12 protein-coding genes are annotated in these 15,839 nt (G+C 65.3%); all 12 read left to right on the top strand.

Annotation, left to right across the window (positions count from 1 at the left end; all coding sequences use genetic code 11):
- The 12 genes from tssF to JG747_RS14045 are packed head-to-tail and all read left to right on the top strand — an operon-like array spanning position 1 to position 15,836.
- Positions 1 to 1,875, top strand: coding sequence for a type VI secretion system baseplate subunit TssF (tssF, locus tag JG747_RS14100; protein WP_038648614.1), 1,875 nt, complete (start codon positions 1 to 3; stop codon positions 1,873 to 1,875).
- A complete protein-coding gene (gene tssG, locus JG747_RS14095; protein WP_038648616.1) occupies positions 1,839 to 2,900 on the top strand; it encodes a type VI secretion system baseplate subunit TssG in 1,062 nt (353 codons plus the stop codon). The genes tssF and tssG overlap by 37 nt, the downstream gene beginning before the upstream one ends.
- Positions 2,897 to 4,357: a type VI secretion system-associated FHA domain protein TagH gene (gene tagH / locus JG747_RS14090; RefSeq protein ID WP_019859794.1), complete on the top strand. Its 1,461-nt coding sequence runs from the start codon at positions 2,897 to 2,899 to the stop codon at positions 4,355 to 4,357. Before tssG ends, tagH begins: the two co-directional genes overlap by 4 nt.
- A 3-nt stretch (positions 4,358 to 4,360) precedes the next feature.
- Positions 4,361 to 4,813, top strand: a complete 453-nt coding sequence (tssJ, locus tag JG747_RS14085; protein WP_019859795.1) for a type VI secretion system lipoprotein TssJ — start codon at positions 4,361 to 4,363, stop codon at positions 4,811 to 4,813.
- Between the two features lie 40 nt (positions 4,814 to 4,853).
- Complete coding sequence (gene tssK / locus JG747_RS14080; RefSeq protein ID WP_010910851.1) at positions 4,854 to 6,188, top strand: type VI secretion system baseplate subunit TssK; 1,335 nt, start codon at positions 4,854 to 4,856, stop codon at positions 6,186 to 6,188.
- Positions 6,189 to 6,192: 4 nt separating this feature from the next.
- Positions 6,193 to 7,521 (top strand): type VI secretion system protein TssL, long form, encoded by a 1,329-nt coding sequence (gene tssL / locus JG747_RS14075; RefSeq protein WP_019859796.1) that lies wholly within the window; start codon positions 6,193 to 6,195, stop codon positions 7,519 to 7,521.
- A 1-nt stretch (position 7,522) separates the two neighbouring features.
- A complete protein-coding gene (gene tssM / locus JG747_RS14070; RefSeq protein ID WP_019859797.1) occupies positions 7,523 to 11,065 on the top strand; it encodes a type VI secretion system membrane subunit TssM in 3,543 nt (1,180 codons plus the stop codon).
- Positions 11,047 to 11,589, top strand: a complete 543-nt coding sequence (gene tagF, locus JG747_RS14065; RefSeq protein WP_019859798.1) for a type VI secretion system-associated protein TagF — start codon at positions 11,047 to 11,049, stop codon at positions 11,587 to 11,589. The genes tssM and tagF overlap by 19 nt, the downstream gene beginning before the upstream one ends.
- Positions 11,589 to 12,692 (top strand): DUF2169 family type VI secretion system accessory protein, encoded by a 1,104-nt coding sequence (locus JG747_RS14060; protein WP_019859799.1) that lies wholly within the window; start codon positions 11,589 to 11,591, stop codon positions 12,690 to 12,692. Before tagF ends, JG747_RS14060 begins: the two co-directional genes overlap by 1 nt.
- On the top strand, positions 12,689 to 13,732 hold the full coding sequence (locus tag JG747_RS14055; RefSeq protein ID WP_019859800.1) for a 3-oxoacyl-ACP synthase: 1,044 nt from the start codon (positions 12,689 to 12,691) through the stop codon (positions 13,730 to 13,732). Before JG747_RS14060 ends, JG747_RS14055 begins: the two co-directional genes overlap by 4 nt.
- Entirely contained in the window at positions 13,729 to 14,778 is a 1,050-nt protein-coding gene (locus JG747_RS14050) for a DUF4150 domain-containing protein (protein WP_019859801.1), read from the top strand. Before JG747_RS14055 ends, JG747_RS14050 begins: the two co-directional genes overlap by 4 nt.
- Entirely contained in the window at positions 14,775 to 15,836 is a 1,062-nt protein-coding gene (locus JG747_RS14045) for a hypothetical protein (protein WP_202362019.1), read from the top strand. The genes JG747_RS14050 and JG747_RS14045 overlap by 4 nt, the downstream gene beginning before the upstream one ends.
- Positions 15,837 to 15,839 lie beyond the last annotated feature (3 nt).

The raw sequence follows: 15,839 nt of genomic DNA, 5'->3' as shown, positions 1-15,839 counted from the left end.
ATGGATCGGGTCTTCGTGGAGTATTACGAAGAAGAACTGACCCATATCCGGGCGTTGGCCGCGGAATTCGCCGACATGCATCCGGCGGTCGCCCGCAATCTTTCCCTCGACACGGTCCCCTGCCCCGACCCCTATGTGGAACGGCTGCTTGACGGCGTGGCCTTCCTGGCCGCGCGCACCCGTCTCAAGGTCGACGCGGAGCGCTCGCGCTTCTCGCGCGCCGTGCTCGATGTGCTTTACCCGGATCTGGTGACGCCGGCGCCCGCGACGGCGATGGCTGTGCTGAAACCCGGCCAGCAGGTCCAGTCGATGATTGCCGGCCACGCCGTCCCGCGTGGCACACGACTGGTCTCCGGCCTCAATCCAGGGCTTTCGACGCGTTCGACGTTCACCACCGCGCAGGAGGTCACGCTGTGGCCGATCGCGATCGCCTCGGTCGGATATTTCCAGGATCGCAGCGCGCTCGCCGCTGCCGGAATCGCGATGATCGGCGACGCGCGCGGCGAGGCGGCGTTTCGCGTCACCCTTGCCCGGACGGGAAAGGGTAAGCTCAGCGAACTGTCGCTCGACCGTCTCGACCTCTATTTCGCCGGGCGTGCCAGGGCACCCTTGCTTTTCGATGCGATCTTCGGCGCCTGCTCGGCTCTCGGCGCGCGGGCGGAAGGCAAGACCAATCCGCTGACGGCGCTGCCCGAGCCCGAAATGATCGGCATCCGCGACGACGAAGCGTTGATGCCGCGCACCCGTCCGACCTTCGAAGGATACAGGCTGCTGCGCGAATATTTTATGATCCCGGAGCGCTTCCACTATGTGCGGGTCGCCGGCCTCCAGCCGGTGGTGCGCAAGTGCGATGCGGGGATCGAGATCATCTTCCTGTTCCGGCGTCCGGTGCCCGAGCTCGCCGATGTGACGGTAGCCGACTTCGAACTGTTCGTGACACCGGTCATCAATCTCTTCGAACGCGAATGCAACGTCATCGAGATCGATCCGCGCAAAACGCGTCAGGTGCTGCACGCCGACCGCACCCGGGCGCGGGATTTCGAGATCTTCCGGGTCACCCGGGTCGAGGACGCCGACGCGGAGAGCGGCGAGGCGACAATTCCAGAATTGTTCAGCCTGGGGCAGAACCGCGGCAGCGGCTGGGTCTATTCGATCGAGCGACGTCCGCGCCGAGCCACCGAAGACGAGCGGCGCGAAGGTCTGACCCGCACCTCCTACACGGGCGACGATGTCTTCATCGCCGTCTCGCGGCCGGCAGGAAGCTCGCCAAACCGGCCGCTCAAGCGTCTCGACATCACGGCGCTGTGCACCAACCGCGACCTGCCGATCCTGGACGACACGCCGACGCTGACGCTGGAGACGGCCGATCCTGTCGAAGCAGTGCGCTTGCTTGGAGCGCTGCGGGCGCCGCAGCCGGCAATCCCGGCGTCCCTCCCGGCCAGCGCGGCAGGCGAATCCCGCGCCGACAATCTCGCCTGGCGGCTGGTGGCGCAGCTCTCTCTCAACTTCCTCAGCCTTGCCCAGGAAGGCCGTGGCGTCGATCCGCTGCATGCCTTGCTCGACCTCTATGCCGATCGCGGCGATCCCAGCCTTGCCCGCAACGTGCATTCGATCGTGCGCATCGATTCACGCCCGGTGATCGAGCGGCTCCAGATCGACGGGCCAATGTGTTTCGGACGCGGCACCGAAGTGACACTGCATGTCGACCAGTCCGTGCTGGCGGGGCAAAGTTCGCTGCTGCTTTCGGCCCTGCTTTCGCGGCTGTTCGCCCGCCATGCAGGGATAAACGGATTTGTGCGGACCCGTACCCGGTTGCTGCAGAAGCAGGAGGATGTGCCATGGCCGATGACGCCCGGCAATCGCTGCCTGATCTAGCGGAGCCCGCAACGGTCGCTGCTGAACCGTCGCTGGAGAACTTCGATTTTTTCGAGCTGCTGCGGCGCCTGGAACAGCGCGGTGCATTGTTCGGCCATTCCGGAACGGCCGACCGCGAGCCGGCGAGACTTGGCCAGCATGTCCGCCTGAGCTTCTCGGCCCGCGACGTCGTCAAGTTCCAGGGCGTCGGGGCCTCCGCCCGTGTGACCGTCGCCAATCTCGGGCTGCTTGGACCGGAAGGACCGATGCCATTGCATCTGACACGCTGGGTGCTCGACCGGCTGTCGCAGCGCTGGTTCACCGGGGCCGATGCCGAGCAGACCAGCGACACGACCTTCGTCGATTTCGTCAACATCCTGCAACACCGCATGATGGCCCTTTACTATCGCGCCTGGGCTGACGCGCATCCGGCGGTGCAGGTCGAGCGGTCCGTCGGCGGGCGAGTTCGCGCCATGCTGGAGGCAATGTCCGGGATCGGCCTTCCCGGCACGCAGGATCCCGAACTCGACACTGTGCGACTGCGACAGGCTGGATCGCTCGCCAACCAGGTCGACGGCGTGGAGCGGCTGACGCTGTTTCTCGCCACCGCCTTCAAGGTGCCGGTGCAGATCAAGGAATTCGTCGCCGCCTGGATCACCATACCGACGGCACTGCAGACGCGTCTCGGCAAGGCCCATGCCGGGCTTGGACGCGGCGCGACGATCGGGCCGCGGGTGTTCAGCCGTCAAAGCAGGATCGAATTGCGCGTTGGTCCGCTGAGCCTTGACGACTTCAGGTCGTTCCTGCCCGGCGAACGGCGTCTTGGCCTGTTCAAGAAGGCGGTGCGCGACATGATCGGCGAGACGCTCGACGTCGATTTGCGCATCGTGCTCGCGCGCGAAGCCGTGCCGTTGCCACGGGTCGGAACTGTCCAGCTTGGCCGGACGGCCTGGCTGGCGCGGCCCTCCGAAAAGGGTGACGCCGACGATCTCAGATTGCACACCATCGTCGGCTGGCGGCCGGAAATGGCGGAGGCGGCCGCATGAGCCTGCTGCTGACGCTGGAACAAGGCCCGCGCTCGCAAGTGGTCAGGCAGACCCGGCTGGACGAGGGCGAATTGGTGATCGGGCGCAGCGCCGATGCCGGCTGGCAGATCGACGACCCGGACATGTTCGTCTCGCGCGCGCATTGCAGGATCAGCGGCGACCGGGATGGCTATTTCATTACCGACACGTCGAGCAGCGGATTGTTCGTCGATGACTCCGACAGCCCCCTGGGACCTGGCAGGTCGATGCGGCTGCAGAACGGCATGCGGCTGCGCATGGGCGACTATATCTTCCACGTCGAGGTTCAATCCAAAGCGAACCGGACGTCGGTCGGTCCAGCCCCTGTCGCCGGCCATCCCGCGCCTGCGTGGTCATCGCCAGGAGCGAGAACGCCTGCCAGCATCGGCGGTGACGACTTCTTCTCGGCTAAGGTCGAGGAAGAACCACGCCAGCCACGCCCGGCGGACCTGCCGAACCCGTTCGAGCAGCCTGTTCCCGGGGCTTATGATCGCCCATCGAGCCAACGCAGTTCGCCTGCCTTTGACGACCCGTTCAGCCTCGACCCGGTGGCGACGTCGCAATCCGGTGATGTCGCTGCTCCAGGTCAGCCAGATCCGTTCGGGTTCGGCGAAATGCCTTCGCGCAACGATGCGTCCGGGCATGCGGCAAAGCCGGCCAGCTTCGATGACGATTTCAGCTTTGGGCCGGCAGCGACCCCGCCTCTCGCCAACGGCGCCGCCCCGGCAGGACGTGTGCAGCATCAGGCTGAAAAGCCACGAGCCGGGCATGCCTGGGATTTGCCGGTGCAGCCGGCCGAGCCACCGCCGCCGCGACGCGCCGTTCCAGCGCCCAAGCCTGCGCGTCCGGCGCAGCCCGCATCCGGCGATATGTCGCTTCGCGCCGCATTCTTGCGCGGCATGGGCGTCGAGGAGGCTGATTTTCCCGGCCGCGATCCGATCGCCGAAATGGAAAAATTCGGGCGTGAATACCGGCTGATGCTGGATGGCTTGATGCAACTCCTGCGCAAGCGCGCCGAGGAGAAGGGAAGCGCGCGCGTCGCCCAGACGGTGGTCGGCGCCTCCGAAGTCAACCCGCTCAAATTCCTGCCGACGGCCGAGGATGTCATTGTCACCATCATCTCGGAACGCAGTCCGGGCTTTCTCTCCGGCGAGGCGGCGATCAACGATGCGGTAAAGGACCTTGCACAGCATCACGTACGCGCTTGGCGCGGCGTTCAGGCCGCGCTTCGGCGCATGATCGACCGTTTCGATCCGGCCGCGATCGAGGAAGAGCTCAAGTCCAATTCCGCCATCGGCAATCTGCTCTCCGGCGGACGTAATGCCAAGCTGTGGGAGCTCTACCAGAAACGCCATCGCGACATCGCCCAGAGCGCGGAATCGAGTTTCCTGGGCGAGATCGGCGCAGACTTCAGGGACGCATATGAAGAGGAGGAGTAGGACATGATCGACAGACGCGAATTCGTCGTTGCCCTCGGCGCTACGGGGCTGCTTGCGGCTTGCCAGAGCGGCCCGCCGAAACCATCGGTGATCTCGGTCAACGTGACCGGAGGCGCCGGCATGAATCCAGGACCGGGCGGCGGCGACAGGCCGGTGACGGTACTGGTGATGCGGCTTGCCAGCACCGGCAAGTTCAACTCGGCCGACTATTTCGCGCTGCAGGGCGATGCGAGCTCGGCGCTCGGTGCCGACCTCATCGGCTCCGACACGATCTCGGTCGCGCCAGGCAAGACGGCGGCCAAGACCATCACGGTCGAGCCGAACGCCACGGCACTCGGCTTCGTGGCGCTGATCCGCGAGCCGGGCGGACGCAACTGGCGCACGACCAAGTCGGTATCGCCAGGGTCGAAATTCACCGTCAATGTCAGCCTCGGCAAGGGCGGCATTTCCGCCTAGCGACAGGGGCCACGGATGGTTGTGGGCAGAAAGTAGTGGCATGAGCGATGCAAACAGGGTGCTGTGGTCGGAGGGCCTGTTTCTCAGGACCCAGCACTTCCAGCAGCAGGATCGGTTCTTCGAGGGCATGGTGCGCGGCGCATTGCAGGCCGGCCAGCTCCATACTTTCGGCTTCCAGCAACTGACCCTCGACCAGTCGCTGCTCGACGCCGGCCAGGTCTCGATCGTGTCCGCCCGGGGTATTTTCCCGGACGGCACGCCCTTCTCCATCCCGGAACTGATGGATGCGCCCAAGCCGCTGCCGGTCACGGCCGACACCGGCGCCGGTCCGGTGCTGGTGGCACTGCCGCTCGAGCCACCCGGTGGCGTCGGGTTCGATCCGGCGCATGCGGCATCGACGGGCGCGCGCTACCACGGCAAGATCGTTTCGGTGCGCGACGCCGTCCAGAGCGGCGCCGATCCCGAAGAGATCGAGATCGCCCGCCCGCAAGCCGCCCTGCTCGCGCCCGGCAAATCGGTCGGCGGTTATACCGCCTTGCCGATCGCCGACATAAAGGGCGTGCGCGCCGACGGCGGCATCTCGCTCGATGAGACGTTCCTGCCGCCGACGCTGATCACCGGCGCGGTCCACTGGTACCGGCAATTGCTGCAGGAAGTGGTGACCGGCCTCGACCAGATCGCCGAAGCGCATGGCAAGATGGTGATGGGCGGCGCCGGCCGCAGCGTCGAAGACCTTTTGATGCTGCACCTCGCCAATGCCGCTCGCCCGCGGCTTGCCCACATGCTCGCGCAGGATGTCTTTCATCCGGCCGAACTCTATCTCGAACTGGCCGGACTGGCCGGCGAGATGGCTACCTACGGCTCGAGCTCGCGGCGGCTCGGCGAATTGCCGGCTTACGACCACATGGCGCCCGGCCCGGCCTATATGGCGCTGGCCGACGCGTTGCGTTCGCTCATCCTCAGCCTGCGCTACATCGAGCCGAAATCGCGCGCGCTGCCGGTCATGCGGCACGCGACCAATGTCTGGAAAGTGCGCATCGACAACCCGAAGCTGTTGGTCGCCAGCCGCATCGTCATCCGCGTCGGATCGGAACTGTCGGAGGACGCGCTGCGCAAGATTTTCGTCAACCAGGCGACAGTCGGCGCGGCTGACCAGTTCGAAGGCCTTTGGAAGTCGCGCCTGCCGGGCATTCCGCTGAAACCGCTTCATTCGCAGCCGCGCGAGATTCCCTATGATGGCGACCGGCTGTGCCTGGAGCTTGACCAGAAGAGCGAGCATTGGGCCTCGTTGCTCGACGCCCCCGGCTTCGTCATCGGCGTTTCCGGTGTCCTGCCGAGCGAGCCGCAGGTCGACTGCTACTCAGTGAACAGGTGAGGCCATGAGCCGGGATGATCCTTTCGGACTGTCGGAGGATCGCGAACGCACACGCATCAGGCTGGCGGGCGCCGCCCCACGGCCGATGGCGCCGCTGGCACCGGGCGCGCCGGTCAAAAGGGCGCGCGCCCATCCCAACACGCTCATCAATATCTTCGCGCCGTTGCTCGAATTCGCGCCGGAGCTCGAAAGCGCGCTGGCGCCGGAGAACCCGGAAGCGATGCGCACGCGCCTGCTCGACGAGTTGGTTCAGGCGCGCGACGCCGCCATGGCAGCGGGCTCCTCGCTGGAGCGCGCCGACCAGGCGGCCTGGGCCGTGGCGGCGTTGCTCGACGACCTCGCGCTGAACACGCCGTGGGGCGGCGCCAGCGCCTGGCCGCGCCAGCCTCTGGTGGTCATGCTGCGTGGCGACGTCGATGCCGGCACCCAGTTTTTCACCCGCCTTGACGAGCTGGAGCGCCATCCCAACCGCGACCGGGAGATGCTTGAGCTTCAGTATTACTGCCTGGCGCTCGGCTTCCGCGGCAAGTATCGGGTGCCCGGCCGCGCCGGCGACCGCTCGCTCAATGCCGTGCGTGTGGCAGCCGCGCGCTTCCTGCGCAATGCCGACGCCGAGGACGCGCCGCTGTCGCCGAACTGGAAAGGCGTGATCGCTTCCGACGAGCCGCAGCGCTTCATCGTTCCGATCTGGGTGATGGCACTTGCCGCGGTTGTCGCCGCCGCCGTCGCTTATATCGGTCTGTCGATGAGCTTGAGCAGCCAGGCGGTCGAACTCTCCGCCCTCGTGCGCACGCTGCCGCCGGCCTCGCGCGCGGACGTTACCCGCGCCGCACCCAAGCAGGATGCGCCCGCACCCGAACCGCCACAGCCGGTCGATTTCGCGCTGCTGCCCGCGTTCAAGGCCGAAGCGCCGGCGAGCCTCAAGGGCGCGCTCAGCGGTACCGAGAGCGTCTCGCTGGCCAAGCTGATCATCCAGTCCTCCAACCCCGAGCTCTTCCAGTCTTCGCGGCCGACACTGTCGCAGGGCTACGAGCCCCTGATCCAGTCTATCGCCAAGGTGATCCTCGCCAATCAGGAGTTGATCGGCAACATCACGATCGTCGGCCATACCGACAATGTGCGCCTGCAACGGTCCAACCCGCTCGCGAGCAACCAGCGGCTCTCGGAGGCACGTGCCCAAACCATAGCGGACCTCCTGGTGCAGGCTGGCGTGCCACAGGAGCGCATCCATTCCGAAGGCCGCGCCGACTCCGATCCGGTGGCCGACAACTCGTCGCGCGAGGGCCGCGCGCTCAACCGGCGCGTCGAGGTCCTGGTCGAGAAGAGGCTCTGAGATGTTCATCCTGCGCTTCCTCTGGGCGGTCATCACCTCGCGCTTTCTCTGGACGCTGATCGGCATTGCGCTGCTTTCGCTTTTGATCTGGGTGTTCGGCCCGATCGTCCAGGTCGGCCCGTACTCGCCGTTCGAATCCGACAATGTGCGCATCGCCATCATCGCGGGGCTGATCATCCTGTGGCTGATCTGGCTGATCATCGCGCAACGGCGCGCGATCCGCGCCAACCGCATGTTCGTCGCCGAGATCTCGGCACCCGTGGCCGAAAAGCAGCTCACCCCCGGCGAAGAGAGCGTTGCAGCCGTCGGCGCCAAGTTCGGCGAGGTGATGGCCGAGCTCAAGCGGCGCAAGCTCGGCGGACGGAAGTTCCTGCGCGAGATGCCGTGGTATGTGATCGTCGGGCCTCCGGCCACCGGCAAGACCACGGCATTGCGCCAGTCGGGCCTCAATTTTCCAATCGATCTGACCGATGATCTGCAGGGTGTCGGCGGCACGCGCAACTGCGACTGGTTTTTCTCCGAGAACGCGGTGCTGATCGACACCGCGGGCCGCTACGTCCAGCAGGAGAGCCAGCCGGACGTCGACGCCGCGGAATGGCTGGGCTTCCTGGACCTTCTGAAGAAGCACCGGGGCCGGCGTGCGCTCAACGGCGTCATCGTCGCGCTGTCGATCGATGCCCTCTCGGAGGGCGACGAAGCAATCAAGGCGCACGGCCGCAAGATCCGCCGCCGACTGGCGGAGCTCAACGATCGACTGGAGATTCGTCTGCCTGTCTACCTGATGCTGACGAAGGCCGACCTGATCAAAGGGTTCGAAGCCTTCTTCGGCGGCTTGTCGACGAGTGCGCGCGAGCAGGTGTGGGGAACCACCTTTGCGCTGGATGCCCGCGTCAACGCAAGCATGATCCAGGCTGAGCTGGCCAGGCTTGGCACCGAGCTGGAGCGAAGGCTGGTGCCGCGCCTTGAAGACGAAGACAAGCTTGGCTCGCGCGCCGAGATCTTTCGCTTTCCGGCGCAGTTGGCGAGCCTCTGCGGGCCGATCCAGGTGCTGATCGAGGCGATGTTCGGCGAAAGCCGCTACGAGGAAGCCGCGTGGCTGCGCGGCCTTTATCTGACATCGGCGACACAGGAAGGTGCCCCCATCGACCGCCTGACCGCAGCGTTGTCATCGTCCTTCGGGCTGCCGCCGCGCCGCGCCATGCCGGCGGCGCGCGTCGAGAAGCGCAGCTTCTTCCTCAGGAACCTTCTCACCGAAGTGATCTTCAAGGAGGCTGGCCTTGGCACATTCGATCCGCTGGCGCAGCGCCGCCGCGCCTGGATCTGGCGCGGCGCCGCCGCCGCCTGTGCGCTCGCGGCCCTGCTGGCCGGCGGACTGTTCACCTGGTCCTACCTCGACAACCGCAATGCGATCACCGAACAGGCCGGCCAGTTCGAAGCCCTGCAAGGGCCGCTCACCCAAGTCGCCGCCACGCCGGCCGCGGTCGAGCAGCCGACCATGGATGGCGCGCTGGCGGCGATGGACGCGGTGGCGACCGCCCGAACGCCGCCGCCAGGCGCCGTCCATAACCTGCTCGGCCCGACCGCTTCGCCGGAGCTGGTGCGCGCACAGACCGATACCTACGACCATGCGCTGCGCAACGTGCTCGAGCCGCATATGGTCGCCCTGCTCGAGGCCACGATGTGGCGGCAAATCCGCGATCCGGATTTCATGCTCGGCGCGCTGAAGACCTACCGGATGATGACCGGCCTGTCGCAGATGGACACCGATTTCGTCCAGAACTGGTGGGTGAACAGCCTGCCGCAATTCGCGCCGGCTCCGCCTTTCCCCACGGCCGACGCCGAAGACCACCAAATCGCCGCCATCCGCCGCATGGCCGTCGACGACAGCTACATCGCCCCGGACAAGGCACTGGTCGCGGAGGCGCTGAAGACTGTATGCACGATCTCACTGCCGCAGCGCGCCTACAAGCAGCTCCTGGCCGACCCGGAGGTAGCCGCCGTCAAGGAATGGGTGCCGGCCAATTTCGCCGGGCCGAACGGCGCCAAGGTGTTCGCGCGCCGCTCCGACAAGACGTTGCGCGTCGGTGTTTCTGGCCCCTACACCTATGCCGGTTTCCACGACGCGATCCTCGACCGGGTCGAGGATGTGGCGGGACAGGCGGCCCTCGATCGCGCGGTGTTTGCCGGCGGCTGCTCGGAGAATTCGGAGACGTCGGTCTCGGCGCTCTCGCAGGACATCTTGAAGCTTTACTATGACGACTATATCGCCCAGTGGGACTCTTTCCTGCGTGACATGCGGCTTGCGCCGCTTACCGATCTCAACATCGCCAGTGAAAACCTCAAGGATCTTTCCAGCGCCGACTCCGCGCTGAAGCGCCTGTTGACGGCAGTGGTGCAGGAGACCGACCTCACCCGCTCCGACGATGCGCCGGCCGACGACAAAAGTGGCGCTGCCGCCAAGACCGGCTCCAAGCTGCTCAGCAAACTCGGCAAGCTGGGCAAGGTGGTGACCTCGGGCGCCAAGCTCCTGCCGCGCGCCGGCTCCGCCAACCAGGTGGACATGACCGGCAGCTTGGTTGCCGAGCATTTCAAGCCGCTCAAAGGCACCATCGCCCAGGTCGACGGCCAGCCGCCGGCGCTCGACGCCGCCGTCGTGGCGCTGACGGCGCTGTCGAATGTGTTGCAGACGGTGACCGCCAATCCCAACCCGCAGGATGCGATCAAGAAGCAGGGCGGCCTCGCCGAACTGACGGGTGCCGTCGCCAGGCAGGCGCAGATCCTGCCTTCGCCGATCAACGAGTGGCTGGGCGGCATTGCCGGCGACACCAGCGGGCTGTCGCAGAAAGCCGTAACCAACGAGCTCAACGCCATCTGGCGGGCCGATATACTGCCCTTCTGCCAGGCGGCGCTCAACAACCGCTATCCGTTCAGCCCGGACAGCGCGGTCGATGTCAATGTGCGCGACTTCCAACGTCTGTTCGGGCCGACCGGCCTGATCGATGCCTTCACCACCGACCATTTGATCAACTATGTCGACACCGCCAGCGAGCCGTGGAAATGGCGTGCCGATTTCGGCCTCGACCCAGCGGCGCTCGCAGCGTTCGAACAGGCGAGGCATATCCGCGACGATCTGTTTCCGGGCGGCACCGGCCCGGTGATGAACTTCACGCTGGAGCCCAAGGACCTCTCCCCCAACGTGGCGCGTGTCACGCTCAACCTCGATGGCCAGAACCTCGTCTACTACAACAACGCCACCAGGCCGCAACCGATGACGTGGCCCGGCAAGGATGGCACCGGGGTGATCTCGCTCGCCTTCCAGCCGGTCGACGGCTCGCCCGAAGTGATGCTGAACGAGACCGGCAGCTGGGCGTGGCTCAGAATGCTGCGCGGCGGCCGCTTCGCCGCGACCAAGCTCACCGACGTCTATAGCCTGCGGCTAGGCACGAAGGGGATGTGGGCCGATTTCGAACTCAAAGCCGCCAGCGTCGAGAACCCCTACACGCTCGAAATGTTCAAGAAGTTCACATGTCCGCCGCAGATCTGATCGTGCCCGGCTTCTATGGCAAGATGCCCGCCACCGGCGATTTCGTGACCCGGCGGCTGCCGGCGGATTTCGTGCGTGGATGGGACCGCTGGCTGGCGCAGCATATCGTGCCGCTGTTCGGACTTAAAACCTGGCCGCAGCACATTGCGCTGCGTTTCCTCAGCGGGCCTGGCTCCTTCGGCGCCTCGGCCGGCATCCTACTGCAAAGCGCCGACAGGGTCGGCCGGCAATTTCCATTGAGCGTCGTCGCAAGGCTCCCGGAGGCGCCCCTTAAGCTGGCTTTTGCGGACGCATGGTTCGAAAGCATCGAAACCCTCGCCTTGGCGGCGCAGCGAGGAGAGTTGACACCCGACGAACTCGACGCGGCACTGGCCGCCCTGCCCGTTCCGCTTGTCGATGGCGAGGGCGATCTCATCGACGAGTTCGTGGCGTGGACGGCGCATACGGATATTTTCGATGTCGATCAGCAAGCGCCGCAGCCGACCCTGGAGCAGATCTTCGCCGCAAGCTGGGAGACCAGCTGATGCAGATCTGGAACCAGATGGGCTTTCCGCATCAGTTCACCATGGGCATGGACAAGGCCGGCCACGAGTGGATCGTGGTCGTGGTCAAGGGCACTTTCGATTTTCCAACGAAGCCTGGCGGGCTGGTGCAGAAATCGGCCGAACAGGTTCCGCTGGTCATGGCCGACACCCAGACCGGTGTGCCTGGCTATTCGGCGACGCTGTGGGAGACAGATTTCGCCTTCCGCAAGCCGCGCTGCGACGTGATCGCCAATGGCTGCGCCTATGCGCCGGGCGGACGGCCGGTCGAGCGCGTGCCGGTCGGGATCAAGGTCGGCAACTGGTCGAAGCTGTTCGAGGTGGTTGGCCACCGCGAATGGCGCTCCATCGGTCCGGTCTTTACCGCCACGTCGCCGCAACCCTTCCTGAAACTGCCCATCTCCTATGACGTTGCCTGGGGTGGCGTGGACAGGCTGGATCCGGAGGACAAGCTTCCGGCCAGCTACAAATACAACCCGGTCGGAACCGGATGGTCGCGCACCAAGAACCAGCGCCTAGTCCCAGGCCTGCGCCTGCCCAACACGCAGGCGGTCGGCGAGGAAGTGCGCTCACCCTTTGGCGACTACAAGCCGATGAGCTTTGGGCCGATGGGCCGCGGCTGGCCGGGACGCATCGAATATGGCGGCACTTACGACCAGAACTGGATCGACAATATTTTTCCGTTCCTTCCACCGGATTTCGATGAGCGCTATTTCCAGATGGCGCCGCCTGACCAGCAGATCGACCATCCGCGCGGCGGCGAGGACGTGCAGCTGATCAATCTGACGCCGATGGGCAAGGAGGTTTTCCGCCTGCCGGCGACGGCGTTGCCGATGACCTTGTTTAAGGAGCAGGACAAGGTGTTCGACGGTGAACTGTCTCCGGACACCATCCTGTTCGATCTAGAAAATCGACGATTCTCGCTGGTTTGGCGGTTGCAGCAGCGGCTCAAGCGCACGATCCTCGATTTTTCGGAATGCTGGATCGGGCCGCCGACGCAATCCATGCTGCGCGCACGAGCGACCGGGCGAACCTATGTCCGTGCAAACGGTGCTGACGCGGAAGGAGAAATCGAGGAGGCATGACACTCGAGCTCGACATCGTTTCGATCGGCATGGTGACCGCGGTCGGTCTCGACGCCCCCTCGGCATGCGCCGCGATGCGCGCCAAGCTCGACGGGTTCCAGGAAACCCGCTTCGTCGGCCCCGGCGGCGGCTGGCTGGTCGGCGCCCCGGTGCCGCTGCCGCGCAAGTTCACAGGAGAGAAACGGCTGGCCCACATGGCCGCGGCCGCCATCCTCGAGGCCTTCGAGCCCGTTCCTGAGGCACATGGCACAGCAGCGCTCATCCTCTGCCTCCCCGAAGAAGACCGGCCCGGCCGGCTCGCCCCGGAAGCCGCACGCCTCGCTGCGCGCATCGCCGAGATCACCGGCATCGCCTCACCGTACCGAACGCGAATCGTCGCCCACGGCCGGCCCTCCGGCCACGTCGCACTCGACCAGGCCCGTCGGCTGCTGGCCGACCGCAGCGTACCTTACGTGATGATCTGCGGCGTCGACAGCTACCTGGCGGGACTGACGATCGACCACTATCTGGCCGAACGACGCCTGCTCACCCCAGACAACCCTAATGGCTTCATCCCCGGCGAAGCTGCCGCTGCTATCCTCTGCACCCGCCCAGGCAGCGGCACCATGCGCCTCCTCGGCCTCGGCCTGGCCCGCGAGCCGGCCTATATCTACAACCATACCGATCTTCCTCTCCGCGGCGACGGCATGACCGCAGCCTACCGCATGGCTCTGGACGCCTCGGGGATGGAAATGCGCGATATCGGTTACCGGATTTCGGATCTGATCGGCGAGAGCTATTTCTTCAAGCAGGCAGCGATTGCCTCGTTGCGGCTCGTCCGAGGCCATCATGGTTTCCAAGACTTCTGGAGCCCAGCTGAAAGTCTCGGCAATGTCGGAGCCGCTGTCGTGCCGATGACGGTTGGCATGGCCATGACAGCTGCCATGAAAGGGTACGACCGAGGCGATCCGGTGCTGATCGAGTCTTCGGGCGACGACGGTGCCTGCGGTGCGATGCTGTTGACCGCGGGCCGAATGCCGCGGAGGCGGGTCGCCGCATGACCGTGTTCGCGAATGGGCTCGAGATCGCTTGCAAGGCGCAGACCAATCAGGTGATCGCGGCTTTTCCAGATGTCTGTTTCACGCCGCCGCAGACGCCGGCCACGCCGCCCGGCGTGCCGATTCCCTACCCAAGCTTTGGTACGGATTCCGACACGGACAAAGGGACGAGCACAGTCAAGATCGGCGGCAAGACCGTCACGCAGAAGAACCAGTCCTACTACACCAAGACCATGGGGACCGAAGCGGGGTGTGCGCCGAAAAAGGGCGTCGTCAGCTCGCAAAACACCGGCAAGGAGTACGCCGAAGCTTGGTCCGGCAACGTCAAGATGGATGGAGAGCCGATCAGCCGGTTTACCGACATCTCAACGAATAACCATGCCTCGCCGGTCGGCAATGCACCGCCCTGGCCGAAGGTCGCGGCCGCCGACCTGAAACCCGGCCAGGACGCGGACTGCCTCGTCGGTTCCTATGATGACATCGCCGCTGCCTGCGCGAACGCGAAGCCTCCCGGCGAGGCGCATCATATCGTTCCGGACAAGGCCTACCGCACGGGCACGCGGGACCAGGCGATCGCCGCTGGGGCGGCCGGCGCCTCGACCATCACGCGGACCTTCGGCAGGCAGAAGCGGAACATCGGCGAGCGCGTGAAGAACGCGCCGTCGATCGGTGAAGGCGTCTGCATCTGTGTCAGCAAGTCGGCGCACAAGAAGATCCACAAGAAGGAGCGGGCAGCACTCAAGAAGCTCGGGCAGAAGGTACCGGCCAATCTGAAAGGCGCGGCCAAGAAGGCGCATATTGAGACCATGAAAAGCAACGGCACCTGGAACACCGCGAACCTCGGTGACATTATCGCTGAGTCGAAGAAGTCGATAAGCGACATCAAGCAGGATAAGAATGGCAATCCAACGGCCGCGTGCATCGCGAAGGCAAAGGCCGCGGTAACCAGGCAGACCGCAAACATCGGGCCGAACCAGGTCGGCCGCACATCAGGTACTCTTCCTAACAAGGCGGCGGCGAGCAAAATGCTGAACACGACAATATCATGAGCAACTACGATATCTGGGCGGCCTGTGCGCTGTCTGCCGACGGCTTCGCAATTTCGACCGGCCTGCTCGAGGACGGGCCGCAGTTCAGCAGGCTTACGCTCCACCGAGCGCCGGGCATGCCTGAATGGAACTATGTGCATTTCGAATCGACGCTCGTGTGGCTGACGAGACTCGACGGCTGGCGTCACGGGGCGCTGCTCGCGGCCCTCGGCATCGACGGCGATGTCACTTTCGTCGGCCAGCAATTTGCCAGCGAGCAGATTCCGGAGGCGGGCGCCGGTGACGACGAAGAGGGCCGTGGCTCGATGAGCCAAATTCGGCAATTGGGCGACGAACTGATTGCCTGCGGATACGGCTCGCAAGTCTATGTGCGCGACACACGGGACGCGTGGACAAGAATAGCCGACTCGGATGACGAGGCTTTGGGCGACAACGCATTCGAGGCCGTGGCGCGAAACGCGAATGGGGAGTGGGCGGCATGCGGCAACACCGCCGCAGCCTTCCGTGAGCCGACCGCCGCCGAGCAAGCCGAACTCGACCGGATCGCAGAGACAGGCACGATGCCACAATACCTTGCCGCGAAGGAGCGCTTCGAGACCCAGTTGGCAGGCGAAATCGGCTGCCTGTACGTGCGGAATAAACGCCGCTGGACAGGCGTGGACCTACCCGGCAGCACCTATCTTGAGGATGTTATCGTGCTAGAGGACGGTCGCTTTCTAGCGGCGGGCGGCGGTGGTCTGATCGTCGCAGGTCGGGATCCCGATGGCTTCGAGGATTTCTCGCAGCCGGGCTTCGCCGAGAACTACTATTCCATCTGCCTAGTCGGTGGCCGGCCCCACCTTCTTGGCGATACGGTGATCCATGTCCTCGGCAAGGATTTGCAGTTGGAAGAGGAGATTGCCCTGCCGGACGAACTGCAGAGCCCGTTGCTCATTGATGTCGCGGATGGCGTGCTGTGGTATTTCGATCACAAGGGGGTCGCCAAACGGCGGCAAAACGCCTGGGTCATCACGGACCTGCCGGACGACGTATGGGAAGAAGTGCGCCACGACGGATAAGCG

Origin of the sequence: Mesorhizobium sp. 131-3-5 (assembly GCF_016756575.1) — a bacterium.
In the GTDB taxonomy this organism is placed as follows: Bacteria; Pseudomonadota; Alphaproteobacteria; order Rhizobiales; family Rhizobiaceae; genus Mesorhizobium; species Mesorhizobium jarvisii.
Note: the sequence above shows the minus strand (reverse complement) of the source record. Positions and strands in the feature narration are given on the sequence as shown.

Bases quoted from the DNA above. Each gene is read 5' to 3' on its own strand.
- tssF (WP_038648614.1), top strand. From the start codon at position 1: ATGGATCGGGTCTTCGTGGAGTATTACGAAGAAGAACTGACCCATATC.
- JG747_RS14060 (WP_019859799.1), top strand. From the start codon at position 11,589: ATGCAGATCTGGAACCAGATGGGCTTTCCGCATCAGTTCACCATGGGC.
- tssJ (WP_019859795.1), top strand. From the start codon at position 4,361: ATGATCGACAGACGCGAATTCGTCGTTGCCCTCGGCGCTACGGGGCTG.
- tssG (WP_038648616.1), top strand. From the start codon at position 1,839: ATGGCCGATGACGCCCGGCAATCGCTGCCTGATCTAGCGGAGCCCGCA.
- JG747_RS14045 (WP_202362019.1), top strand. From the start codon at position 14,775: ATGAGCAACTACGATATCTGGGCGGCCTGTGCGCTGTCTGCCGACGGC.
- tssM (WP_019859797.1), top strand. From the start codon at position 7,523: ATGTTCATCCTGCGCTTCCTCTGGGCGGTCATCACCTCGCGCTTTCTC.
- tagF (WP_019859798.1), top strand. From the start codon at position 11,047: ATGTCCGCCGCAGATCTGATCGTGCCCGGCTTCTATGGCAAGATGCCC.
- tssK (WP_010910851.1), top strand. From the start codon at position 4,854: ATGAGCGATGCAAACAGGGTGCTGTGGTCGGAGGGCCTGTTTCTCAGG.
- tagH (WP_019859794.1), top strand. From the start codon at position 2,897: ATGAGCCTGCTGCTGACGCTGGAACAAGGCCCGCGCTCGCAAGTGGTC.
- tssL (WP_019859796.1), top strand. From the start codon at position 6,193: ATGAGCCGGGATGATCCTTTCGGACTGTCGGAGGATCGCGAACGCACA.
- JG747_RS14050 (WP_019859801.1), top strand. From the start codon at position 13,729: ATGACCGTGTTCGCGAATGGGCTCGAGATCGCTTGCAAGGCGCAGACC.
- JG747_RS14055 (WP_019859800.1), top strand. From the start codon at position 12,689: ATGACACTCGAGCTCGACATCGTTTCGATCGGCATGGTGACCGCGGTC.